This window comes from Bradyrhizobium sp. 190 (assembly GCF_023073415.1).
In the GTDB taxonomy this organism is placed as follows: Bacteria; Pseudomonadota; Alphaproteobacteria; order Rhizobiales; family Xanthobacteraceae; genus Bradyrhizobium.
This window is the reverse complement of the sequence record NZ_JADPJL010000048.1, coordinates 20,625-45,511: the sequence shown is the minus strand read 5'-3', so window position 1 is coordinate 45,511 and position 24,887 is coordinate 20,625. Positions and strand designations below refer to the sequence as shown.

Annotated in this window: 18 protein-coding genes and 2 pseudogenes; 6 read left to right on the top strand and 14 right to left on the bottom strand. The window is 59.6% G+C overall.

The window, feature by feature from the left end; translation table 11 throughout:
* Positions 1-16: 16 nt before the first annotated feature.
* From IVB22_RS26315 to IVB22_RS26280, 8 genes are all read right to left on the bottom strand, one after another.
* Positions 17-481, bottom strand: a complete 465-nt coding sequence (locus tag IVB22_RS26315) for a chromate resistance protein ChrB domain-containing protein (RefSeq protein ID WP_247520163.1) — start codon at positions 479-481, stop codon at positions 17-19.
* A gap of 36 nt (positions 482-517) precedes the next feature.
* Positions 518-1,414, bottom strand: a complete 897-nt coding sequence (locus tag IVB22_RS26310; RefSeq protein WP_247520162.1) for a YncE family protein — start codon at positions 1,412-1,414, stop codon at positions 518-520.
* A 7-nt stretch (positions 1,415-1,421) separates the two neighbouring features.
* Positions 1,422-2,165, bottom strand: a complete 744-nt coding sequence (locus tag IVB22_RS26305) for a sulfite exporter TauE/SafE family protein (protein WP_247520161.1) — start codon at positions 2,163-2,165, stop codon at positions 1,422-1,424.
* Positions 2,166-2,204: 39 nt separating this feature from the next.
* Positions 2,205-2,801 (bottom strand): family 16 glycoside hydrolase, encoded by a 597-nt coding sequence (locus tag IVB22_RS26300; protein WP_247520160.1) that lies wholly within the window; start codon positions 2,799-2,801, stop codon positions 2,205-2,207.
* A gap of 81 nt (positions 2,802-2,882) precedes the next feature.
* On the bottom strand, positions 2,883-3,845 hold the full coding sequence (locus IVB22_RS26295; RefSeq protein ID WP_247520159.1) for a Fe-Mn family superoxide dismutase: 963 nt from the start codon (positions 3,843-3,845) through the stop codon (positions 2,883-2,885).
* 33 nt (positions 3,846-3,878) lie between these two features.
* On the bottom strand, positions 3,879-4,523 hold the full coding sequence (locus IVB22_RS26290; RefSeq protein ID WP_247520158.1) for a hypothetical protein: 645 nt from the start codon (positions 4,521-4,523) through the stop codon (positions 3,879-3,881).
* Positions 4,520-4,777, bottom strand: coding sequence for a hypothetical protein (locus IVB22_RS26285; RefSeq protein WP_247520157.1), 258 nt, complete (start codon positions 4,775-4,777; stop codon positions 4,520-4,522). Before IVB22_RS26285 ends, IVB22_RS26290 begins: the two co-directional genes overlap by 4 nt.
* A 659-nt stretch (positions 4,778-5,436) precedes the next feature.
* Positions 5,437-6,510: a histidine kinase dimerization/phosphoacceptor domain -containing protein gene (locus tag IVB22_RS26280; protein WP_308200457.1), complete on the bottom strand. Its 1,074-nt coding sequence runs from the start codon at positions 6,508-6,510 to the stop codon at positions 5,437-5,439.
* Between the two features lie 354 nt (positions 6,511-6,864).
* Here IVB22_RS26280 and IVB22_RS26275 point away from each other — a divergent pair, with 354 nt between their 5' ends.
* From IVB22_RS26275 to IVB22_RS26265, 3 genes are all read left to right on the top strand, one after another.
* On the top strand, positions 6,865-7,260 hold the full coding sequence (locus IVB22_RS26275; RefSeq protein ID WP_247520155.1) for a response regulator: 396 nt from the start codon (positions 6,865-6,867) through the stop codon (positions 7,258-7,260).
* Between the two features lie 414 nt (positions 7,261-7,674).
* Positions 7,675-8,130: an Hsp20 family protein gene (locus IVB22_RS26270; protein WP_247520154.1), complete on the top strand. Its 456-nt coding sequence runs from the start codon at positions 7,675-7,677 to the stop codon at positions 8,128-8,130.
* A gap of 67 nt (positions 8,131-8,197) precedes the next feature.
* A complete protein-coding gene (locus IVB22_RS26265; protein WP_247520153.1) occupies positions 8,198-8,521 on the top strand; it encodes a hypothetical protein in 324 nt (107 codons plus the stop codon).
* A gap of 57 nt (positions 8,522-8,578) precedes the next feature.
* Here the strand turns inward: IVB22_RS26265 and IVB22_RS26260 are convergent, their stop codons facing one another.
* Positions 8,579-10,261: an ATP-binding protein gene (locus IVB22_RS26260; protein ID WP_247520152.1), complete on the bottom strand. Its 1,683-nt coding sequence runs from the start codon at positions 10,259-10,261 to the stop codon at positions 8,579-8,581.
* Positions 10,248-11,768 (bottom strand): ATPase domain-containing protein, encoded by a 1,521-nt coding sequence (locus tag IVB22_RS26255; RefSeq protein WP_247520151.1) that lies wholly within the window; start codon positions 11,766-11,768, stop codon positions 10,248-10,250. The genes IVB22_RS26260 and IVB22_RS26255 overlap by 14 nt, the downstream gene beginning before the upstream one ends.
* 243 nt (positions 11,769-12,011) lie before the next feature.
* Between IVB22_RS26255 and IVB22_RS26250 the strand changes: the two genes are divergently transcribed.
* Positions 12,012-14,009: a PAS domain-containing sensor histidine kinase gene (locus IVB22_RS26250; RefSeq protein ID WP_247520150.1), complete on the top strand. Its 1,998-nt coding sequence runs from the start codon at positions 12,012-12,014 to the stop codon at positions 14,007-14,009.
* Positions 14,010-15,051: 1,042 nt separating this feature from the next.
* Here IVB22_RS26250 and IVB22_RS26245 read toward each other — a convergent pair.
* A complete protein-coding gene (locus IVB22_RS26245) occupies positions 15,052-18,156 on the bottom strand; it encodes a DEAD/DEAH box helicase (RefSeq protein WP_247520228.1) in 3,105 nt (1,034 codons plus the stop codon).
* A gap of 295 nt (positions 18,157-18,451) precedes the next feature.
* On the opposite strand from IVB22_RS26245, the pseudogene IVB22_RS26240 reads away from it, so the two are divergent.
* Together IVB22_RS26240 and IVB22_RS26235 are read left to right on the top strand one after the other, a co-directional pair.
* Positions 18,452-18,634, top strand: a pseudogene (locus tag IVB22_RS26240) (SOS response-associated peptidase); the annotation flags it as partial.
* Between the two features lie 328 nt (positions 18,635-18,962).
* Positions 18,963-19,277, top strand: coding sequence for a response regulator (locus IVB22_RS26235; protein ID WP_247520149.1), 315 nt, complete (start codon positions 18,963-18,965; stop codon positions 19,275-19,277).
* A gap of 65 nt (positions 19,278-19,342) precedes the next feature.
* On the opposite strand, the gene IVB22_RS26230 is transcribed toward IVB22_RS26235, so the two are convergent.
* From IVB22_RS26230 to uvrA, 3 genes and pseudogenes are all read right to left on the bottom strand, one after another.
* Positions 19,343-19,636, bottom strand: a complete 294-nt coding sequence (locus IVB22_RS26230) for a hypothetical protein (RefSeq protein WP_247520148.1) — start codon at positions 19,634-19,636, stop codon at positions 19,343-19,345.
* A gap of 1,450 nt (positions 19,637-21,086) precedes the next feature.
* Entirely contained in the window at positions 21,087-21,290 is a 204-nt protein-coding gene (locus IVB22_RS26225) for a cold-shock protein (protein WP_247520147.1), read from the bottom strand.
* 1,056 nt (positions 21,291-22,346) lie between these two features.
* Positions 22,347-24,830, bottom strand: a pseudogene (uvrA, locus tag IVB22_RS26220) (excinuclease ABC subunit UvrA).
* Between the last annotated feature and the right edge of the window lie 57 nt (positions 24,831-24,887).

Here is a 24,887-nt window from a genome sequence, read left to right as displayed (position 1 = left end):
GCGCGGTGCGACGGTATCAGTTCATGAAGTCGCCGTTCGGCTTGCCGCGCTTTACCATCTCGCCGCAGTACGCATAGAGCGCGTCGTACACGATCCACTCCGCCGCATTGTGCTCATGGTCGTCCCGGAAGCCGAGATGCCGGAAGCCTTCGGCAATGGCTTCGAGGCCGGGTCCCTCCGGCTGGTGGTACAGCGTGTTATCGGTGTCGGCACCATTGACGATCCGCCCGAGCAGCACCAGCGCCGGGTCGCCGGTCAGCTTGTACTTTTTCAGGATCGCTTCAAAGGAACATTCCTTGCCGTGGTGACCAAGTTCGACGTCCTTGACGTCGTAGGGAATGGCATCGAGGCTCTTCGCCTCCGCCATCACCTTATCGCCGGGCACGAACACGAATTCGGCATCCTTGTCGACGAACTTCTTGATGAGCCACGGGCATGCGACGCGGTCGACCTTGACCTTCTCGCGGGTGATCCATTTCATGTTGCGTCTCCTGTGTAGTTGTTGTGTCCGCGGACATCAGGTGTCCGAGAGGACGAGGATTCCGCCATGCGCGGGTGAGATGACGTAAAGCCGGTCCGGCGCCACCAGCGCCGTCGTATGCGCCCCGGCGCCGGTCACGGTTCGCGTGGTATGGCCGTTGCGCGGGTCAATGGAGTCGACAAGCCCGGGCTCCCCGATCGCGACGTGAACGAGCCCGGTTGCCGGGTTGAAGAATGTGACATCGGGTGGGCCTCCGATCGGCCAGACGTTGGTGACTTCGCCCGAGGTGCTGCTCATCTCGACAAGGGTTGCATCATCACAGGCGACATAAAGACGGCCCCTGGAATGGTCGATGTCGAGACCATGCGCGCCCGACGACGGGACCATCCATTGGGTCACCTCGCCGAGATCGGGCAGGCGCGCCACCAGCACCATCGAGGGCTCGCGGATGCAAAGGAATATCCGCTCGGCGGCCGCGTCGGTGACGCACCAGCGTGGCCGTCCCGGCAGGTTGATCGATACATGTCGTCGATCGCTCAAGCCGTAAAGCTGCAACGTCGGCGTTTCTCCATCGACGCCGATGCAGGCTGCGATTCCGAGACCGAGGCGGGCGACGATCACGGCACCGTTCGGTCGCCCGCCGGTCTTGTACGTGGCGCGCGTTTCCAGTGTGCCGGCATCGAGCAGCGCGATGCTGGCGCTGCCACGGTTGGTGATCAAGATCTGTCCGTCGTCGGCGACGGCGCCGGCCACGCCCGGAAACCCCGGCAGCGTCGCCAGGTGCCTGCTGGCGTCGTGGTCGATCACCTCGACGCGGTCGCGAGCAGTGTGAGCTATGAAGACGCGTCGGCTCTTGGCATCGAAGGCGCCGTGATCGAACTCGCTTCCTTCGGCGTTCGGTATGGCGATAGTTCCAACTGTTTTCAGCGACATGGCGTCCTCACGGTTTGGCAAGCACGGCCGGCACGATCAACGACAGGCCGGCGAGCAGGATCAGTATCAGCACCACTTTCCGGAACATCTCCTCGTCGATCTTTCCGTACAGCTTGAAACCGCTCCAGAGGCCGACGAGCAGAAACGGCAAACCGAGCCCGTACAATTTGAGGGTTTCCGTCGTGAAGGCGCCGGTGGCGGCCATCGAAATCGAGATCACCACAAAGGCCGCGAACAGCACCGGCTGGAACACCGCGCGTTGCAAGTCCCTCGTCCAGCCCCGCCATTGGCAGGAGATGGTCGAGACGACGCCACCCAGACCGGTCAGCCCTCCGACCAGGCCGTTAACGAAGCCGATGCCGATGTCGGGTGCTGCACCGATCTTCATCGGCTTGATCGCCGGTCGGGACAGGCTGTAGATCGCATAGAGCACTAGCAGCACGCCGACGCCGAGCCTCAGATAAACCGGGTTGAGGTAGGTCAACAGATACACTCCGACCGGGATGCCTATCGTCGTGCCGAGCGACAGCGGCCAGATGGCCTGCCAGTTCAGCGCCAGGCGTAGTTTCAGGATGCCGTAACCCTGCGTGAGCAGGCCGTATCCTGCGATCAGCGCCGCGGTCTGGATCGGCGTGATGATGTGCAGCCAAACGCCGGACACGACGAGTCCCATCGCGAATCCCGAAAACCCGCTGACGAAGCCGCCGGCAAAGGCGGCGAAAACAAACAAAACCAGAAACAGTCCATCCATCGGCCGCTCCCCAAGGCGTCTACACTTTCGTGGGCCCGCCTATTTCCCTTCGCCGTAGGTGATTTGATCGAACAGAGTCACGCTGTCGGCCTTGGTCCACAGCCCGACCTTGCCGGCATCGGCGAAGGTGGAATCCTCGACCTCGAAAAGTTGTTTGCCATTGAACGACAGGCGAAAGCGCGAGCCGCTGAAATCGACGCGCAGGCTGTGCCACGTGTTGGCCGGAACCTTGACGTCGGTTCCGTACCCTCCCTTGCGGCCGGCAATGTCCAGCGGGCTGCGGACGCCGTTGACGGTCTTGTAGAGAACGACGTTGTCCTCAAGGGCATTGGCGCGGGCCACGTAGTAGTTGTTCGCGTCCTTTGCGCGCCAGACGACGCCGGCGGCGCGGTCCTGCGATCCCGAGATGGCCTTGAACTTGACCTCGACAAAGCCGTCCTTGATGCTGCTGTCGTTCTTCAGCAGCAGCGGGTAGGTCGCCCGGCCGGATTGCTTGATCACCTTCGATTTTGACGGTGCGGTCTCGTCGCTTTCGACCGTCCACTTAGGATCGCCCGAGCCCGTGAGGGTGGAGGTCCAGCCCTCGGGCGCAGCACCCGTCTGCGTGCTCTCGAAACTGATCGCATGGTTCGACATGGCACTCACTCCAATGAAGAAAAGTATGGCCGCGATGATGGCCCTGCGGCGTTGCGGATGTGACATGGCCGGGCTCCTGCGCTATCGGTCACTCAAGAGCTTCACCGGGCCCTTGATTGCCTTCCAGGCATAGTGTCCGCCCACCATGTACCGGGCATCAAATCCTGCCTTGCGCAGCGCCGAAGCGGCCTGACACCCGATGTGGAAGCCATAGACACAGAAAGTGACGACGGGTTCGGTCTTCGACAGGGTGCCGATCCAGTCGTCGAGGCGCTCGGGGTCGCGCCATACGGCTCCGTCCATGATATCCTGGGCTTTCGTGGTGTAGTGCTTCGGGCGCGCATCGATGATCTGAACCGGCGTCCCCGACCTCATCATCTCCCGGACTTCCTCGACCGAGATCGACGGCACGTCGGCAAATTCCCTTTGCTCGAGTGGCCGCGGTGGCGCGACCTTGATGGCATCCTCATAGCGCTGCTCTACGGCGGACCAATCGATGTTACGCATGAAGGCGGCGATGTAGGCGCCGGCGTTCGCGCCGAATTCCAGGTGGAAGGCGTGCTCGTACATGTCCAGGGCGAGGATCGGGACGCCGCCCGCGATGCTTTGACTGTGTTCCGCCGCTATCTGATTGATGAGCCGTCCGTCGCGCGGAACATAGGTTAGCAACACCCAACCCGAGCCACCGGCCAGTCCGGACGCAATGCCGACGAACTCTTGGCGCCAGCGATCCACCGATCCAAAATCCTTCGCGATGGCGCTTGCGATGACGTCTGGCACGACGCGTCCGTCGCCGCCGAGACTTGCAAAATACAATTCGTGCAGAAGCGTCGAGTTGAGCGCGACGATTTCGTCGCGCTTCAGCCGGGCAAGCGACGGGTTCGGAGCATTACCAAGATCGAGGCATTCAATCTCCTCGGAGATGGCGTTCAAGCGATTGAGGGCGCCGCCGTAGTTATTTTCGTAGTGGCTTTCGATGAGGCGTGCGGAGATCCCGTTCAACGTCCACGGACGGCAATAAAGCGGTGCCAGTTGGTAACGCATCGTAATTCTCCTTTGGCGGTCTGACTTTTCCAACTAATGGAGGGTTGAGACTTCGAAGTTTTCGAACACGTTCATGCTGTCGGCCTCGGTCCACAGGCCAACCTTGCCTGCAGGACCTGGACGCCTTCTGTCGGTCGCGACAAAAAGCTCCTTGCCGTCGAAAAATACCGTGAGCCGGTCCTCGCTCGCCGCGATGCCGAGCGTATGCCGCGCCTGGCCCGACACGTTGATGTCCATACTTCCGATCGTCTCTCGCCGTCCGGCAGCGATGCGATAGAGGTTCACGTTATTTTCGAGTGCGCTGGCGCGTACCGCGTAATAATCATTAGGCGATCTAAACCGGACGAATACACCGGCAGCCCGGTCAATCTTGCTGGAATCGATCATGAAGCACGTTGGCACGTAGACGTCGCGTCCGGCGAGCGGACGGTAAAGCGCAAACGCCAGGGGATTTTCAATTGGATCAGAGGCGACCTGCGCCAATCCTCGACCAGCGTCGCTATCAATGACCAACCATCGGTGCGGCCTGCCGTCGCCCGAGGCAAAAAAGACAAAATCGTCAAGCCGTTTTGCCGTGTCGAACGTGATGGCATCGGGGGGGCCACGCGATGCCGTTGGAACACATGCAAACAACAGCATGCAAAATGGTAGCCAGTATGGAATTACGCGCGTCTTCATGGCTTTCCACCTCCGTAGGGAGGCTTCACGCGCTCAGGGTGTTGTTCGACGTCGACGACCCCCATTGCGCGCAGCGCAATCAGGAATCCTTCGCGTACTTCCGCCTCATCGCGGTAATAGACGGCGACCGAAGGCGCGTCCGGGGGATCGTTTCGGCAGGGCTCGGGCGGCGGATCGATATCCGCAGAAGTCCGCTCGAAAGCAGACCGCAAAGGAAAATCGCTGGGAGGAATGGGAGGGCCGTTCTCGTCCATATGTGCAATTCCTCGACAAGTCGAGCGTTGCACAGTTCTTGGACCGAGGCCTCAAGGGGAGACTGCATTTCCCCTGGACACGACATAATTCAGTAAAGCGACAAATGCAATACAGCTGTTGATCGGCACTGACGTCCGTTTCGCGCTGCCTTACCTGTTGCACGCGTAGTTAGATTCAAATGACGGCGCCGATTGCTGCGGATCAAGAGTCTGACTTCGCTGTTCCGCCGGACGACCGCTTTGCGCCAGAAGCGTCCAGTCGCAAATTGCGTCCGCCAGATGGGTCATCAAGGCCTATGGACACGTCGTGCCGCGTGTTTACATCGACCCCGCCACATTCCCAGACTGATGCGCCGCCCATGGCACAAGCCCGGACAGCGCCGGACGCAGAAAGTTCGTTGCGGCTGCGGTAGCCGAGAGATACGGCCGATGACCGGCACCGTCTTGGCGGGACGCCGGCCATCGCCAACCCAGCCTCGAACAGCACGGTGGGCCGGGCCTGCCCTGCAACGTCGTCGGGGGAAAACAAGCCGACCAAGGCCACGCCCGATACATCACCTCGTTGATAACGCCACCGACATAGGGATTTCGGACGTTCTGCCATTCGCACGGCGCGAGATCGTGTGCCCCGGAGAATCATCCTCTAATCGAGTGGTACATCAAGCTGGATAGTTGTGCCCTTTGGCGACCGCGATGCGTCCATTGAGTTGGGCAAGCAGGCTCTTGATCACCTTGAAGCCCAGGCTCGCTCGCGGCTGGTCCATATCGAAATCCGCCGGCAGTCCCGCTCCCTGATCCGCTACCACGACATGCAAATCGGCTCCGCGCCCCGCGCCCGCCACCTGGATTTCGCCGGACTTGTCGGAGTAGGCGTGCTTCGCCGCGTTCGTGACAAGCTCATTGATCAGGAGGCCAAGGGGAATTGCCTTGTCCGCCGGAATCATCAGGTGGTCGAAGTTGCAGTCAATCTTGTAGGCGAGCGTTTCCTGCAGCTTCCTGCAAAGCTCGCCCGCGAAGTCCGCAATGTCGACAAACCCGATCCTGGTGCTGCGCCACAGGTGGTCGTGAACCTGGGCGATCGTGGTGATGCGGGAAGCGGCGTCCTTGAGCGCGTTTTGAACTTCCTCGGACTGTGCGCTGCGGGACTGGACGCGGAGCAGGCCTACCACCGACGCCAGGCTGTTCTTGACACGGTGGCTCATCTCTCGGGTTAACATCGCCTGGTGCTCCAGGGCTTTTTGGAGTTCGGCGTCGGCCTGCTGCCGTTCGATGGCGATGCCGAGCAGGCCCGCAAAGCCCGCAAGGAAATCGGCATCCGCAAGATCGAACTGACCCGAGTCCGCGCTGTCGACTTCCAGAACGCCAAACGGTAGATGACCTTCGCCGCCCCGCGCGATCAGAACGTTGATGGCACGCTTGATGCCGTGCTCCGACAGCAGTTTCGGCGTTCGAAAGCGGGTTTCTTCCTGAAGGTGGTTGGAAATGACGATCTGGCCGGTATGGAACGCGTAGCCAGCGGGAGACTCTAGATCGACGCCCAGGGATACCTGGCCGATCGTGTCCGGCGCCCATCCAACGCCTGCGCTCACCAGCAACCTTTTTTCCTCCGGCATGTACTCCAGGACTTTGGCGAAGGGTGTTTCGAGACCCTGCGCGCAGAGCTCCGTCGCACGTTGCAGTATCTGGCCGATGTCCCGGGTCTGCAGCGCGGTTCGGCCGAACGCGCCCAGCAAGGACTGTTGTCTTAACCGGTACGGAAGTTCCTGTCTCGTTGCAGCGGTCGACGCGACTGGAGACGATACGGACTCTTTCCCCGCAGGGGTTGGCATGAATTCGTCCCTTCGAAATCCCGGCGTGGCTGGCCCGCTTTTTTGCTTGTAGCATGATAAGTTGCCCGGTTGGGACGAGTTCGCTTCGAGTTTGCCCTGCGGGATGGAAGATCGCGCGCGCAACCTCTTTCCAAGCGTCTAGTGCTTGGCGCGGCATTGCTGGAAAACCCCTCGGTAGGTCTTAAAGACGGAACTTATTGTTCCACCACCTCTTACCCTGCCGGGGACTGCAACGAGGCAGCCAGGGGGAGATTGGCTTTGAACGATGCGGTTACGATTCTGGTCATCGAGGACGACCAGCTTATTCAGGCTTTGGTCGAAGAAGCGCTTTCGGACGGCGGCTTTGCCTCGGCCCTGACGGCGTCCGGCGAGGAAGCAATTACACTTCTCCAGGACGACAAATCCAAATACCGGGCGGTCGTGACCGACATCAACCTGCTGGGAACGCTCGATGGATGGGAGGTCGGTCGCTCTGCCCGGGAGATCGATCCGACGATGCCCATCATCTACATGACCGGCACTCACGGGGAGGAATGGGCGTCCAAGGGCGTCCCTAACAGCCTACTGCTTGCAAAGCCCTTTGCCCCTGCCCAGATCGTTATCGCGATATCCCAGCTTCTTAACGCGACCCCGCCGATCCCGCCCGCAGTTTAGCGAGCCGGGCCTCATGGCGAGAAAGCTGAAAAACCTATCAAACCTCGCTGGGTTTTTTCGACCAAGCCATCGCGGCCGAGCGGGCCGCATTAGCGCTCGCAAGCCGAGAACGCCCGTTCGGAGAAGCAGAAGCGAAAGCTGGACCTCGCCGTGCGCCGGCCCGCAATAGACTTACGGCGAAGGGGGGAGCGACATCAAGGTGCCCCTGCCCGCGCTGCCGTAGCGCCCCGGCCAGGCGATCCAGATCAGGCCAAAAAAATTTGACTCCCTCTTGAAACCAAAAATCATTTTTGTAATTTCTAAGTCGCCACCGCAGGGTGGCTCCCGGGCGCCTGATGGGCTCGGGAAATACAGACGGGCACCGGTCGTGTCCGGTGCCGCTATTGACCATTTTGCTCCTAGGAGGATCTGGCTATGCGCACTTATGACTTCGCTCCCCTCTTCCGGTCGACCATCGGTTTCGATCGTCTATTCGACCTCGCCGAGACCGCCCAGCGCGGTGCCGAGGAAACCTATCCGCCCTATAACATTGAACGGCTGGCCGAAGACCGATACCAGATCACGCTGGCGGTCGCGGGTTTCTCGCCGGATGAAATTTCGATCACTGCAGAGCAGAACGTCGTCACCATCGAAGGCGGCAAGACCGAGAAAGCCGAGCGCGAGTTCCTTTACAGGGGTATCTCGACCCGGCAGTTCAAACGCCAGTTCAACCTGGCCGACTACGTTCAGGTCAAGAACGCGTCCTTCGACAACGGTCTGCTGAAGATCGAACTGGTCCGGGAGATTCCCGAGGCCATGAAGCCGCGGCGGATCGCCATCAACGGCGCGGCGCAGGCCGACGTGCACCAGATCGAGTCCAAGGCGGCTTGAGCGAACGGGTATAGCGGCGGCACGGAGTTCGGGCTGCCGCCCCACTCGTCTTCGAACGGAGGAAACCATGCGGCCGACGACCGCCACAGACGACAACGTCTTCGACTTTCAAGCGCTCCTTCACCCCGGCACCGTCTTCGAACACCCCAAGGACGTGGTGATGCACCCGTCCCTGACGCTGGCCGAGAAGCGGGCAATCCTCGCCTCCTGGGCTTCCGATGCTTCGGCGATCGCCTCTTGTCCTGCGCTGCGTGCTCCGGAAGGCCTGAATGCGCCTGTCAGCATCGACGCCATCCTCGAAGCCTTATGCGAGCTCGATGGCGGCCCACGGAACCCGCCCGGCGGAAAGCCGCAGCGTCGCTTTTCCACCGCGCGCGCGCAGGCCGCCTGAAGGTACGGGGTCGAAATCCGTCTACCCGGCAGGTGCACGCCGGCCGCTGAGCGCCATTCAGAAACCATCCCTTCCAACCGGCAGGAGATGCGCTATCTCCGCGGCAAGTTGATCTTGCGTGTAAGGTTTCGCGAGACGTGCGACGTCTACCACTTCACTTCCTTCCAGCTCAGCGAACCCCGTCGCAAGCAAGACCGGAAGTCGAGGATAGTGGCGGCGCACTTCCCTGGCCAGTTCGATTCCTGTCATCCCTGGCATCGCGTGGTCGGTTATCAAAAGATCAGCAGCCAATCCACCTTCAAGAAGCCGCAACGCCTCTTTGGCGGAGTGCGCTTCAACCACCTGATGTCCCAGATCTTCTAGTAGATCGACAGTACTGCCGGCGATCAGAAGATCGTCATCCACAAAGAGAATCTTCGCTGGGCCTGAGGCTTTAGTGAGGATATTCCGCGTCTGTCCGGAAGGGACCGCCGTTTCACTGGCAACGGGAAGCCAAAGTCTGGCGATTGTTCCACTTGAGGGGGCGCTTTCGAGCCGCAGGGCACCGCCGGATTGTTGCGCCAGGCCGAACACCATAGACAAACCTAAACCCGTGCCCTTGCCCACTCCCTTCGTTGAGAAGAACGGTTCTACGGCTCTGGCCAACGTCTCTGCGTCCATCCCTTCTCCAGTATCTCGCACCGAGAGCACCACGTATCGGCCCGGCTGGACACCCAGCTGATCGTCGACATCGACAATTTGCTCGGACAGCCCGATCGTGAGGACGCCGCCCGTTATCATCGCGTCCCGGGCATTCACGGCGAGATTGAGCAGAGCCATTTCGAGCTGGTTCGGGTCGACGTCGACGACCGGCATATGGTCTTCGGCGTGAAGCTCGATCCGAACCATCGGACCCACCGAACGATCTATGAGGCCTATCATGTCCTCCACAAGGCTTCGGACATCTGTGGCTTGCGCTTTCAGTTCCTGCTTGCGGGCAAAAGCGAGTAGTCGTTGCGTCAAAGTGGCGCCACGGCGGGCGCCCTCCATGGCGCCATCCAGCAGCCTGTGAAGTCGCGCATCTTCGCCAAGTCTTTTGGAAAGCAGGTCGAGATTACCAATGACAGCCATAAGTAGGTTATTGAAATCGTGCGCGACCCCACCGACAAGCTGGCCCAACGCCTCGATTTTCTGGGCCTGCAGCAACGCTGCCTGAGCCCGTTCGCGACCCGCAATTTCCTCTCGGAGTTGACTGTTCGCCCGCTCAAGGTCGGCTGTTCTCTCCGTCACCAATCGCTCAAGTTCTGCAGCGGCGCCGCGCTGGGCTTCAAGGTGCGCACGAGTTAGATACTGTCGTCTTCGAGCGCGCTCTGCGGAAAGTATCGTGGCCTGAAGCGTGATGGCTTGCAACGGGCGCTCAAGAAAGCCCACGTTACGCAGGCGCATGACTAACTCGCGCCTGAACGCGGCAAACTTGCCACCTTCATTGTGGTTGGTCAGTACGACAAAGGGTTGATCGGACCACGGTGGCTGACGGCCCACCCAGTCCTCCAAAACGCGGGCATTATTGCCGTAGAGCGCCTCCTCCGCCACAACCACGACTTCAACGACCCACTCGAGATTCTCTATCAATTCCTGAAGAGTGTTGCAGACCACGGGACGTAAGCCGGCCATTTCGATCAACCTGGCAACAGTTGCGGCGTCACGTCCGACGGGCATCAGGACCAAAACCACGCCTTTTGGCGTTTCAAGGCCGACCATCGGTGTCCCGAGACATCAAAGGTGTCTCCTCCCCTTTGTACACCGGCGTACCGCCGAAAATGCCGCTAAAACCCCTGAGCGGAGGGCCGACGGTGATGCCTTGGTGGCTGAGTTTGAATTCACGGATGGAATGTTCATGAAGGCCGCTTCGTTTCTTCACGACGGACAGTGCACGCCTCACGCTGCCGTCGAACTCGAAATAACGCAGCATCAGCACGCCGTCGGCGAGATAGCTGATGTCCAGCGGCGTATCCATGGGTCCGACGAGGCCGTGCTGCGCCAGCACGAGGATGGTTAGAACGCCGCGATGGCTGAGATAGCTCAGCAACTCGTGCATCTGAAGAATCAAAAAGCGCTCGTCCGGCATCGCGTTGAGATAGCCATTGAGGCTGTCGATTATCACTATCCGCGCGTCAGCACGTTCTACGCTACGCCGCACCGCGTCGGCAAACTCCCCAGGTGCCATTTCAGCAGGGTCTATTTGCTGAAAATCGATCAGGCCTTTGTCGAGCCCGTCCTGAAGCGGAAGTCCCAACGTCTTCGCACGCGCAATCATGGTTCCGCGTCCTTCGTCGAAGGCAAAAATCACGGAGCGCTCGTTCCGTGATGCGGCTGCGATTGCGTAAGTAAGCGCCATGGATGATTTTCCGACGCCCGCTGAGCCGATCAGGAGCGCATTTGTTCCGCGCTCAAGGCCGCCGCCTAGCAGAGCGTCCAGTTCCGCATTTCCGCTTAGGACGACCTCCGTGTCGAAATCCTGATGATGCTCGGCCGCGACAAGTCGGGGGTAAACTTTGAGACCCCCATGCCTGATAGTAAAGTCGTGAAATCCGCCCTTGAAATCGATGCCGCGCATTTTCACGACGCGAAGGCGTCGCCGCTGCGCACCGTAGTCGATCGCCAGCTGCTCAAGCAGCACGACGCCATGGGCGATCGAGTGCAATTGCAGATCGTTCTGCTGTGATGAAAGGTCATCAAGCAAAACCACCGTGGACTTGCGACCTGAGAAGAAGTGCTTCAACGCGAGGATTTGACGGCGGTATCTAAGCGGGCTTTGGGCCAACAGTCGAAGCTCTGATAGGCTATCGAGTACAATTCGGGCCGGCGCCAACGCCTCGACCCGGTCGAAGATCATTTGCGTCGTTTCGCTGAGCTCCATCTCAGCAGGATGCAGCACAGTGAGTTCCTGGCTCGGATCCAGACTGGTCTCAGCCGGAATTAGTTCAAAGATCGTGATGCCGTTGAGCGACCACCCATGACGCTTCGCGACCAGACGCAGTTCTCGCTCGGTCTCCGATAGCGTGATGTAAAGTGTCGGTTCGCCGGCGCGAACTCCTTCGAGCAAGAATTCCAAAGCCAGGGTGGTTTTTCCCGAACCAGGCTGCCCTTCGAATAGATACATTCTCTCGGGGTCGATGCCGCCGCCCAGTATGTCGTCTAAACCGGCATTTCCAGTGGACATCCTCGGAAGCTCATCCCCGTCGAGCAACTGCTTACCATCATCCATGTCAAACCCCCGTTTCGCCGCAGGCGAACCCTCAACATCGATGTACGGAAACTTTTACCACGGGGCTGGGTTCCCAACCCCAGCTGCTCGGGTGAGTTCACGGGAAATTCTCAGCGCGGAGGGCCTCACATGCCCGCGCACTTTCGATGAGCATTCCACCCACTGCTGGCAACGACGGCGCATTCATCTCAGTGGAGAGTTCGATACGTGGAACCAATGCGCATTCTGCTACGTTGAGTCTGTTTGGGAGCGCTCGACCCGTTGGATAAACCACAATCAAAGCTCGACGGGGTCGCCGACGGCCGGCGACTTCAACTGCTCATAGACGCCATCGTGGATTACGCAATCTACATGATAGATGTAGATGGCACTGTGCGTAGTTGGAACGCCGGAGCGGAGCGGCTGAAGGGCTACTCGGCTCACGAGATTATCGGCAAGCCATTCTCATCGTTTTATCCGCCGGAGGATCACGCTAAAGGGCTTCCCCAAACCGCATTGAGAATTGCAGCTGAAACTGGCCGCTTTAGCTCTGAGGGCTGGCGCGTCCGCAAAGACGGGAGCCGCTTTTGGGCGCTCGTCGTGGTTGATGCAATTCGCGACGAGCAAGGTCAAGTGATCGGCTTTGCAAAGGTCACGCGCGACATCACCGAACGTCAGCAGGCCCACAACGAACTGCTTGAGAGCGAGCGACGATACCGTCGATTGATCGAGGCTGTCGTCGATTATGCGATTTTTCAGCTGGATCCTGCCGGCAACGTAACTACGTGGAATCCGGGTGCACAGCGCATCAAAGGCTACGATCCGCACGAAATTATCGGTCAGCACTTCAGCCGATTCTACACTCCTGAAGATATTCAACTTGGCGTGCCTAAACTGGCTCTCGTCGAGGCAGCCAAACAAGGACGCTTCGAGGCTGAAGGCTGGCGAATGCGAAAGGACGGCAGTCGCTTTTGGGCGTCAGTTGTCATCGATCGCATCACAGATGAGGCCGGCGAACTGGTCGGATTTGCAAAAGTAACGCGTGACGTAACCGAGCGAAAGCAGGCCCAGGACGAACTCCAGCGCGTTCAGCAGCAGTTAGCCGCTTCTCAGAAGCTCGAAGCGGTAGGCCAGCTCAGCGGCGGGATTGCGCACGACTTCAATAATCTCCTGATGATCGTGCTTGGCAACCTTGAGACCGCGGAGCGAAACAGTCGCGGCTTGGCTAACAGCACGAATCTTCAGCGGGCACTGGCCAATGCTAAGCGGGGCGCGCAGCGTGCAGCAGCACTGACTAGCCGCCTACTCGCATTCTCCCGCCGGCAAGCGCTGGATCCGCAGCCTATCAATCTGAATAATTTCCTGAATGGATTGCAGGAGTTTCTGCAACGTACACTCGGCGAACGTATCGAAGTTCAGACCGTCGGAAGTGCAGGTCTCTGGTCGATCGAGGCCGATACCAATCATCTCGAATCGGCCATCATCAATCTCGGTATCAACGCACGCGATGCAATGCCGGATGGCGGCAAACTCACGGTCGAAGCTGTGAATGTTTTAGCTGATGAGGGATATTGCCGGGTAAATCCTGAGCTCTCCCCGGGCCAGTATGTCATCGTTTGCGTAACGGACACAGGTACCGGCATGACCGCGGACGTCCTGAATCATGCCTTCGAGCCGTTTTTTACGACGAAAGAGCTCGGGCAAGGGACAGGCCTTGGACTTAGCCAAGTCTATGGTTTTGTAAAACAGTCTGGTGGGCACGTGAAGATCTACAGCGAGCTCGGCCAAGGTACCAGCATCCGAATGTATTTCCCCCGGTACCATGGAGAGGCCCGACCGGCCGACAGTGATGTAGACGAATTTCGCCCGGAAGGCGAGAAACTTGAGACGATACTCGTTGTCGAAGATGATGCGGAGCTGCGTGCATATGTTTCTGAGCTTCTGCGAGACTTGAATTATCGCGTCGTTCCGGCTTCCAGCGCCCAAGCTGCCTTGACCATCCTCCTGCAGGAAGAGCCGAAGGTTGATCTCCTACTGACGGATGTCGTCATGCCCGGAATCAATGGACGGGAGCTCGGTCGGCGCGCGCAACAGATCCGCCCAAGCGTCAAGATCCTGTATATGACAGGGTACTCGCGAAACGCCGTGGTCCACCAAGGGCGTCTTGATGAGGGCGTCGAGCTATTAGAGAAGCCGATTTCTCAGGCAAAACTCGCTTTGCGTGTGCGCGAAATGTTAGACCGGTTTGGACCAGAGCCATGAATCGACCCCCGCGCGCAGCGAGCAGTCACACATTCCTGCCCCTTCTCGTTGGTCGACCTCACAACTCTGAGGGACAGGGCCACCTGCCCCAATGGTAGCGCCTTTGCCAACCAACTGGGCCTCAAGGTGAGCCCAGTAATGAGACGAGAGACCGCGTCAATTGCAGCCTCACTTTGTCAGTTTGCAGACTTCGCCGGGCTTGAGGTTTAGTTGTTCCAGCGCCGCCTGTGGCTGTTTCGTCACGGGGTTAGTCACTAGCTCCGCCGTCCAGCCCTCCGGGACGGCCGCAAGCACCAACGTCAGCGCTTGACTTGGTTTGGCTGCCGCGACCCAAAACTCCTTCCTTGGTCGTCCCGCAGACCAATCGTCTGCCGTCACCTCAACGATGGTGAATGCGCTGCCAAACGACTCTGCCATGGATAACTAATACTGCGGCCAGCCACTTGTTCAAGTTGGATTCCTCCAAAATCGACTTAGGCCCCAAGGGCTAGTTCCAGTGCCGCTGTGAGAACCTAAGCTGAGTTCGGGTCGATCCGAGAACAAGTTGCGCGGGCCGGACCCGCCGGCTTCGGCTCATATGTCCGCGGCACGACCGCCGATGCCCTGTCTCTCTTCCGTGGAGGGCGTCATCACTGAAAGGGCTCGACCGAGAGGATCTGGGCAACACAATTGCTCTGAAGTCAGTTGAGCAAGAGCCGTCGGACGCCGTACGCATCAGAAGCTCTTGCCGGATTTCTATGAAGCAGGATTAGGCGAGCATCGAGCCTTTTCGATGCTCGCCTTATGTCTGGCGGCGGACGCGCGACGCAGAAACAGGTGCCGCGCGCAAACTCAACTTCGTGGTCGTCATCGCCAGTGGCGATCGCTTGAAGGAGGTCATGCTCGAGCCGCCCAGGGGGTCGGTAGGCAAGGGGCAAGTCGCCACTAAAGGTGCAGCCGAGTCACACAACAAAATTGCACGAGAAGTCGGATTTGGCCAACGGCCGCTTTGCGCCAACAGCGGCCCTTCCCTCATCGAATGTTATGGAACGGCTCTAGCCAACTACTCGTCCAGCAACTCAAGGAAGTCGCTTATTCGTTCGAACGGCTTCGCATTGCGATTGCCGATATAGACCACGCGATCGCCTTCTCGCTCTAGCGACTTCGCTCTCGACTTGCGAAGCCGACCAGGGAGAAACGTCGCCGCAACAGCCTCGGGGCCGACATCAAGCCTCATAATGCCGCGCCGCTTGCAATCTAGCCTGAGCCTCGCCGCCGCGAAAAACTCGCGCGCTTCCAGCGGCAGCCTGCCGAAACGACGTGCGGTTTCGTCCTCCAAATCCGCGAGATCATCCTCGGTGCGGCATCTGGCGATACGGCCATAGATTTCCAGGCGAACAGCGTCCGACTGTACGTAGCCCGTGGGCAGCATGTCGGCGATCGGCAGGTTCAGATCAGGCACCCACAGCTCGGCGCCACCGTCGGTGTCCTTCTCCGACGCCCGCTTGAGAAGATGGCTATAGAGCATCGGCCCGAATACCTGCAGATGGCCAGACTGCTGTTCGGAGAAGAGGTCTCCGGCGCCCCGGAGATCCAGATCACGCTCGCTGATGGCAAAGCCGGCGCCGGGCTTGCTGAACTCTTCCAGCACAGCCAAACGCCTCTCGGATTGTTCGGAGTTCGACTCGTTTAACAAATACGCGAAAGCACGCGTGCCGCCCCGTCCGACGCGGCCCCTTAGCTGATGAAGCTGCGACAGACCAAACTTCTCCGGCCAGCAGATGACGATGGTGTTCGCCCGCGGAATGTCGAGGCCACTCTCCACGATATTGGTCGCGAGGAGCACGTCCGCTTCGCCTTGGACGAAGCTTATCATTCGATCGTCGATATCTGCGGCTGGCAACCGACCATGGAGACATACGATGCGAAGGTCCGGAGCAGTCAATTTTATCCTTGCCAGCATCGGCTCCAAATCCTGGATACGGGGGCAAATCAGGAAGCTCTGCCCGTGGCGCCTTTGCTCACGCAGCAAAGCCGCGGCGATCGCGGCGTCCGATAGCGGAGCAACCTTGGTGACGATAGGCAGCCGATGAACCGGTGGCGTAGCAATAACGCTTAGATCCCTGAACCCCGCAAGACCCGCCGCCAGCGTGCGCGGTATCGGCGTGGCGCTCATCCAAAGAGTATGAACGCCCTTCGCAAGACCCGAAAGTTTCGCCTTCTCCGCCGCACCAAAGTGCTGCTCCTCATCGATGATGACAAGGCCGAGGTCAGCAAACCTCACGTCAGTCGAGCCGAGAGCTTGTGTACCAATAACGACTTTCAGTTTGGCTCGGCGGAGTTTTTCTTTCGTATTTCTTATGTCCGCCGCCGACGCAGCCCGCGACAAATTCGCCACTTCGATTCCGAGCGGGCCGAACCGCTTGCGAAACGTCTCGACATGCTGTCTGGCCAGGACGGTGGTCGGAACCGCAATAGCGACCTGTTTTCCTGACAGCGCGACAGCCGCCGCCGCCCGCAAGGCGACCTCAGTCTTGCCGAAGCCGACATCACCACAGACCACCCGGTCCATCGGGTGACCAGCCGCCAGATCGTCCAGCACGTCCCGGATCGCCTTGGCCTGATCAACCGTCGTGAAATACGGAAAGCGCGCGACGAATCTCTCATAGGCCGCCCCCGGAGCGACCAGCTTGGGAGCACGCCGGCGCCGTCGTTGGGCGATATGTTTCGCAAGCTGCTTGGCTGCTGCTTCGATTTCCTGCTCAGCCTCGCCACGTCTGTTCCACCACGTACTGCCATCGGCCTTGTCTAACGTGAGCTTACCGGGCTCTACAGCGTAGGGCCAGATCAAGGCGAGATCGGCAGGCGGAACAAGCACAGCATCGTCGCCGGCGAATTCGAGCCTGATCATCTCGCGGTTTGTACCGTTCCCCATGTCGAGGGTCTGCAAACGATCCAGTAAAGCCAAGCCCCGCTGGAGATGAACGACGGCCGCGCCGCGCGCGGGAATATCCGGGTGATTGAAGGCGACGGTCCAGGCTTTGGCCATCGGTTGCGGATGATGGGCACGGCTACCGAGCACGTCAGACGCGGTCACAACCAAGGTCTGCTTTTTGCCGGGAGCGAAAAAGCCCGCGTCGAAGTCGGCCAACAGCGCGCCCTCGCGTCTTCTGGCCTCCGCCGCCTCGTCCCAGTTGGCGAAACGATCCGCCCTGATCCCACTCATGCGCTCCATCGCGCGCAGATCGTCTTCGACCGCGGCGACGAAGAGCAAACGAGATCCGGCGCGTTCCGCTCTGGCCACGAACGCGCGAAGCGCTTTCCTCGGCGCCACAACCTTCGAGAAGTCGGGCGTGGCCACAAACGCGGTCTTAGCAGGAAGCACACTCATCCGCTTCTTCAGCTTCTTCCAGTCCCCTCGCCCCAGATACTCTCGTTCGGAATCCCTGCGACCGGCCGCCTCCTCGATCGTGCTGAACCAGCTCTCGGCGTGAGCAGGAACTTGCGCGTCCGCGATCCATCGTGCCCGATCGCAATAGTCCGGGAAGGTAGCCCGCGGCGCCCGGTTGCCGCCCAACGCGAGGCGTTCCGACATCGGATCGACAATCAGTTCCTTGAAATCGGATATGGCGTCATGCTCATTCGGGTCGACGGCAACAATTCTGCGGATCGCACCGCCTGAATGCTCGATCCGGTACGGCCCGAGAGCACCGGCCGGGAAGATCTCGAATGTCTTGCCGTGAAAGAGCGCGGCGCCCGGATATTCTGCCTCTTCGTCGAGATCGTAGCCCAATTCCTCAATGCGTGCCTCGAGGTACTGCTCGGCATACGACGCTTGCACCTTGAGGCCTAGGCTGATGCGCGACCAACTCGCCGGCAAAGGCAGCCGCTCCATGATTGCTTCTGCCGTTGAGACGAGCAGAATCGGCTTCTTTCTTCTGGCAAGACGGCGCAAGACCGAACTCCGCCGGCCGGCGATCTCGCGCGACGGTTCGAGCCCATCGAACGGCAACGTATTCAATCTAGGGAATACGAGAACATCGAGCGATGGATCGAGTGCATGGACGATGCCGCCGAGCCGCTCGGCCCTGTTCTCGTCTTCAGCGAGAAACACCAACCCATCGCGACCGGACTTTTTCCACTGCTCGCGAAGATGAAGCGCCAACATGCCTAGGGGCGAGGACGTCGAGATCGCGGAACCCGAGGATTTTCCCTTCTTGGTCGCGCTTCTGGTCGCACCGCGGGCGCTGACCTTTTTACTCTTCTTCTTCACGAAACTTCCATCGCATTCGAGAACCTAGCTGCTGCGAATCTTCCTGAAACGTCGCGTTAGTGAGCACGCTGCTTCAAGTCAGTCGGTCTAATCCATCATCGGCAAGTAAGCTAGGTCCAGACAACGCGAGCAAATCAAGTCTAACTCCTACGCCTCAACGATTGCTTTGCGCCAACAGCCGCCGGTCGCGAACGCCGTCGTCGAGCCGATCCAGCCGAAGGCCATGCCGGTCATCCTGATGACAGACGAGGAGCGCGACGTCTGGATGCGCGCGCCTTGGGATGAGGCCAAGGCGCTGCAGCGGCCGCTGCCCGATGATGCGAGCAGGATCGTCGCTCGCGGCGCGGAGAAGGAAGACAAGGCCGCCGCATGAATACCTCGCCGTCCGCCGCTCTGCCCCAGAACCAGCCGCGCGCCGGATCCTCGAAATCGCCAAGCCTCTCGGGCCATCTGCTAACAGTTCCCAAGGGATGCTTCGCGGATGTCGGCTACCACACAGACGGCTTGTGTGCTGTTTGGTACACTAGTCGGCATGGCGCAGTCCGATTCGCTCAAAGCTCCCCCGCCGAAGTGCAGCCGCTGCGGTAGCACCGTGTCCCCGCTCTACCGCTTTCTTGACCCGGTCTCCGGCAAGCAGGTCCGCACATTTCGGTGCGAATGCGGCGAGCGCTCCCTGGGCGACGCCTAAAGAGCCGCCCAACGTGTCTCCCCCTGAAAAGGAACCATTCTTTTCCACTGTCACTTACGAAGGCGAGGAAACCGCACAAGCTGGGGGAAAACAGGGCGTGGACGAGCGTATAACCGTTCTGGTGGTGGAAGACGACCACCTCATTCAGGCAATGCTCGAGGAAGCTTTGTCGGATGGCGGGTTCGCAACGGCGACCGTCGCCTCCGGAGAGGAAGCTATTGCCATACTGAAGCCTGATAGCAGCAAATCGAAAGTTTGCGCGGTCCTGACAGACATCAATCTACTCGGCAGCCTAGACGGTTGGGAAGTCGCGCCGAATGAAACGTAGCCGCGCCAGGCGCCGCGGCGGTCAAGTTGGTCTCGACCGAGATTCTTCGCGGACGCAGACGGTCGTTAGCGGGGCTTGTCGTTGCCACCTGTCTGGCTAGTCGAACCCGTGGTCTGGTCCCTTTCTGGTCTGCCCGGAGGATGGGCAGAAGCGCCGGACTTGTCTTCACCGCCCACGTATCCGGACTCTCCAGAGTTGCGGGTCTTGATCCCTTTGTCAGCATCACGCTGCATCTGGATCTGCTCGCTGGTTAGCTCGCTAGGCGCGGCTTGCTGCGCTCCAGGCTGCTGTTGCGCCGTTGCAGGGAAAGCGACCGTGCTTCCAGCGATAACAATGATCGCGAAAATTGATGTTCGCATAGGCTCTCCTCCAGTGGGTTGCCCTAGTGTGGTAACGCGTCAAATTCCGGACGTTTCCAAGCTTAGGCATTTTTAATGAGGCCCTTGCGTCGGATTCCACCATAGCCCCTACGCCGATCCAGAAAAGGCCGCGCGCCGGATCCTCGAGCTAAGGTTGACCTGTCAGGTCTGCGGTCGCCTGGGCGATGTCAGGCGGGTGTTTGAGACGGCGAGGATAGGAACGGGGTTCGTAGGCGCGTTTGATGCTGGCGCCAGTCACGGTCGCCCCCCTGGCTTGGCGCATGGAATGACGGCCCCAGTCTCCCTTCCGGGAGCTGGGGCCGTTTCTCGTTCAGAGCCGGCGAGTTGCTGCGCGCTCAAAGACCCCCCAGCGGGTTAGGGCTGGGCGCCGAGTGTATGCCTCGGAGCATTGGGGAAAGGGCACACGCGACCGGTGCGGGAAAGGCCCGGCGGCATGAATTGGCGGCGAGTAGAGCAAAGGAACGATTTTCACGGCGCCAATGTTAGCCATAGAGACAACGAGGAGCCGCTGATGATCTGCTTTGCTTGCCCTGGAGCCTTCCTAGTAGCTTTCGCTCTTACTGGGCCAGCCTGGGCTACGGGGGGATGCGGCATTGGCTGTCGCACCACGTCAGAAGGAGCGTGCGTTCGCGATGGGTGGCAGGAAGGTTTGCCCGTTCGGAACGTGTGCCCGGCCACATCCCAGCCAACTCCCCCTTGCGGACCATATCACCGATGGAGTCCGCAATCCATGATGTGCATACCGCGTTGAGCAGCCCGAGATACCTGCCCTCTTGGGCAAAGCATCCCATTCGGAAAATGAGAAGACCCGCCAGGCCGCGCAAAGTGCAGCGCCCGGAGGTGAACACGAACACCTCGCAGTCTCGACCGACTTGCCACGTGGTTTGCGGAGAACGACGCCGAGGGCGTTGCCTTTGAGTACGAGGTTTTGGAATAGATGGATGAGGCCCGCCAGCGTAAAACCGCAACTTAGGAACGAACGCGATTGGTACCTGTTTCCCAAGGGTCAATAAGACGAACCCCAGGGAGACCCAATGAAGAAGATACTATTAGCTTCAGCCTGCATCTTCGCACTCGCAACACCCACCGCCTTCGCGCAGACCACGCAGCCCACTGGCGGCGCGTCTAGCCAAGGTAATGTTGGACCAGGCGCGTCCGAAGGCGCGATGAAGGACGGCACCACGAACCAGGGCACCACAGGTACGAGCAGCAAGCCCTCACCCCGCGGCGACGCCAGCACTTCCGGCGCAGATACCGCAGCTGGGACGCACAACACGGGCACTGCAAAAGAACCGGGGGCCGTACAGAAGGGCGTAAACAAACAGTAACAGACGCTGCAAGAAAAGAGGCTGCCCCCGACGGGCGGCCTCTTTCATGACAACAGGTCCACCCGTCTAGAAATCCACCAGCGTGAACCGGCGGGCTTGAATCATCCCACTCTTAGATTTTCCGCAGACGACTTGCCCCGGTTGCTCATTTCTTCGTAGCTCACCTTGGCGCCCTCATTGAGACTGCTAAGGCCCGCCTTCTCGACGGCTGAAATGTGAACGAAGACATCCTTGCCGCCGCTGTCGGGCTGAATAAATCCATACCCCTTAGTCGCGTTGAACCACTTTACCGTACCTGTCGCCACGTTCGTTCTCCCTATTGATTCTAAAAAACACGTAATGTTGGTGACAGAAATCCGGCGAAAGAAAGGGCCCGCCAAGGTGCCCCCGCACGGAAAAGCCCCACTGGGCTGAGACAGCGACGGCTCGTACGCATTATTCTCGCGCAGTGATGACCTCCGCGATTGCTCGGATCCCAAACGCCAGCGCTCGAACCGGAGGCGATACCGGAATCAACGAGCCGTTTCTCTTCCGTGACCGCGGCAGCCCGGCCGAGCGGGCAGTCGGGCCGTCGGAAGGGCCTTCGCGTGAAGTTCCGGCGGTGCATTCCCAGTTATTTTGGTCCGGCAACCTGACGGCTAATCACATCCGCACGCAGGGAGGAAATCAAGTGCGCGGACGTGGACGGGGATAGTCGTCAAACCAACCCGTTCCATCATTCCGCGCTCAATAGGCGATGGCCGGGCGCCCCTCCTTGAATTCGGTGTCCCCCCGCCGCGCCCACGACGGCCTGCAATTTGCCAATGCTGCAAAAAGCTCAATTCCCTCAGGACGAGCCCATACGGGAATTTGCCAAGCTAAGTGTATGAGATAGAGCGCTTTGTTAGTTCTGCAGGGATTGCCACTTTCGTGTTTTTTCGATCACTTAGTCATTCGTTTTCAGTGTCGTTTTTCAGTATCGATCAGGTTTCGTTCGGCACGTGTTCGCGTTGAGCTCAGTAGTCCGCAAAAGGTGAGGCATGGCGGAAGAAGAGCTGTCGGGGTTTCCCATCAAAGGCATTCGATTGAGCCGGGCGAATTTACTCTGGACCTTTATCGACTGGTCTGCATGGTCTCTAGCAGACAGGCAGATCGCGAACCCACGCACAAGCAAAGCCCACGGGCGCTGAAGTTCACTACTGACGCTTCGCGTTCTTCGACGCCCCGAGGTATTAAGCTGCTCAAAAGCCGTTGCGGCTGGCACCTCTACGGGATTCCCGCTCTCGCTGCCGTCAGGCTGGGGACGTTCGCATCCATGATCACCAGGGACATGATTAGGTGGCAATATTCCTTGCAGACCTTGCCAAGATAAGCCTGCCGCCTCACAGCGCTCGCGCTAGATACTTGGCTGTCCGGCTCTGAGGGGCTGACGCAACCTGCTCCGGCGGCCCGGAGGCCACTATCCGTCCACCCTCGGCGCCCGCGCCCGGCCCAATATCAATGATCCAGTCGCTTGCTGCCGCGACTTCCATGTCATGCTCGACGACGAGGACAGTGTTTCCGGATTCGACAAGGCCTTGGAGCTGCTTCAGCAGCTTCGCCACGTCGAACGGGTGCAAGCCCGTAGTAGGTTCATCGAGCACGTATAGTGCCTGGCCTCGTTGCGAACGCTGCAATTCGGTAGCAAGCTTGATGCGCTGAGCCTCGCCCCCGGAGAGTTGCGTAGCGGCTTGCCCGAGCCGAATGTATCCCAGACCGACTTCTCGGAGAACGCCCAGGGATCGACGAAGTGATGTGTCGTTCGAGAAAAACTCGAACGCCGCGTCGACGGTCATGGCCAAGACATCAGCAATCGACCGGTCGCGGATCTTGATCTCGAGCGTTCTGGCATTGTATCGCGCTCCTTTGCAGTTCGGACAGGGTGCGTACACGCTCGGAAGAAAAAGAAGTTCAACGCATACGAACCCTTCCCCTTGACACGTTTCACAGCGTCCCTTCGCGACGTTGAATGAAAATCGGCCCGCATCGTAACGCCTGGCGCGAGCCTGCTTTGTCGCAGCGAACAGCTTGCGGACGTGATCAAAAAATCCCGTATAGGTCGCAAGGTTCGACCGTGGAGTTCGGCCGATCGGCTTCTGGTCCACCACGACCAGCCGCTTGATTTTGTCGAGGCCTTCCGTGATCACGCCGCCTAGCGTCTCTACAGCCCTGTCCAACCTCTCGTCGTCTTCGCTGGACTCTTTGAGCTCACCCATTGCGTCGGCGACGGCCTCGACCAAAAACTGGCTTATCAGGCTCGACTTCCCAGAGCCCGAAATTCCAGTGACGCTTGTAAAAATGCCCAACGGAATATCAACGTCCAAGTGGTCGAGGTTGTTGCGAGTGACCCCCCGAAGTTTCAACCAGCCGTCGCGGGGATGCCTGGTCGGGGCCCCTAGCGGCTTTCTCCTTTTGCGGGAACAAGTAGCGCCGCGTATGCGACCGGCGCACCTTTTCGAGCCCCGATAGAGTGCCGCAATATAGGACCTCGCCCCCCTGCTCCCCTGCGTCCGGGCCGACGTCGACGATCCAGTCAGCACACCGAACTATATCGAGTTCGTGTTCGACGACGAAAAGCGAGTTTCCGGAGGCTTTCAGACGGTGCAGTGCGCGGAGTAGTGCCTCGGTGTCCGCCGGGTGTAGTCCCGCGGACGGTTCATCCAAAACATAGACCACCCCAAAAAGGTTGGATCGGACCTGGGTCGCCAGACGAAGCCGCTGCAGCTCGCCGGGCGATAGCGTCGGCGTGCTGCGCTCAGGGGTCAAATAGCCGAGTCCGAGGTCGAGCAGCACGTCCAGGCGCGCCAACATTTCTTCCATGATCCGTTGGACGACGAGAGCTTTCTCGGGGTGACCGTCGTAAGCTTTGCTCTCGCCGTGGAGATACGGTTTCAGAAGCTGGTCAAGTTTCATCAACGGTAGTCGCGAGATTTCGGCGATATCCATTCCTGCGAAGGTTACCGATAGCGGCTCCGGTCGTAGCCGCTTGCCCTTACAAATCGAACAGTCCGCGCTGGTAAGAAATTGTGCCACACGACGCTTCATCATCGCGCTTTGGGTGGTGGCAAAGGTTTGCAGGACATATTTGCGAGCCCCCGTGAAGGTCCCCTGATAGCTGGGCTCTTCCTTGCGTTTGAGCGCTCGCCTCGTCTCGGCCGGAGTATATCCGGCGTAGACCGGTACCGTCGGCTGTTCTTCAGTGAAGAGAATCCAGTTACGGTCCTGCTTCGGGAGCTCGCGCCACGGCTTATCGACGTCGTATCCGAGTGTCACCAAAATATCTCGAAGGTTCTGGCCCTGCCAAGCAGTCGGCCACGCAGCTACTGCTCTCTCGCGAATGGTCCGTTTGTCATCAGGCACGAGTGTCCGTTCAGAGACCTCGTGTACCCGGCCAATGCCATGGCAATTCGGACAAGCACCTCCGGGGGTATTCGGCGAAAACGACTCCGCATAGAGCAGCGGTTGGTTGCGCGGATAATCGCCTGCGCGCGAATATAGCATTCGCAGCAGGTTCGACAACGTGGTTACGCTGCCTACCGATGACCTGGTTGTGGGTGATCCGCGCTGCTGTTGCAGCGCGACTGCCGGCGGCAAGCCCTCGATCTCATCGACCTCAGGCACCTCCATTTGGTGGAAAAGTCTGCGCGCATAGGGAGAAACCGACTCGAGGTAGCGCCGTTGAGCTTCCGCATACAGCGCACCAAGGCATTGCGAGGAATGTCGAGTGCTACATTCTTGAGATTATGCTCACGGGCGCCGCGGACGCGTACAAAGCCAGTTGAGGGATGTGAAGCCAATTCCTTGCTGTTATTCGGCCGCGCGTCCATGCGTTCTCCTTCCGGCGCGAGCACAAACGACTCGGCCTATTCACGAAGGAAAACCTG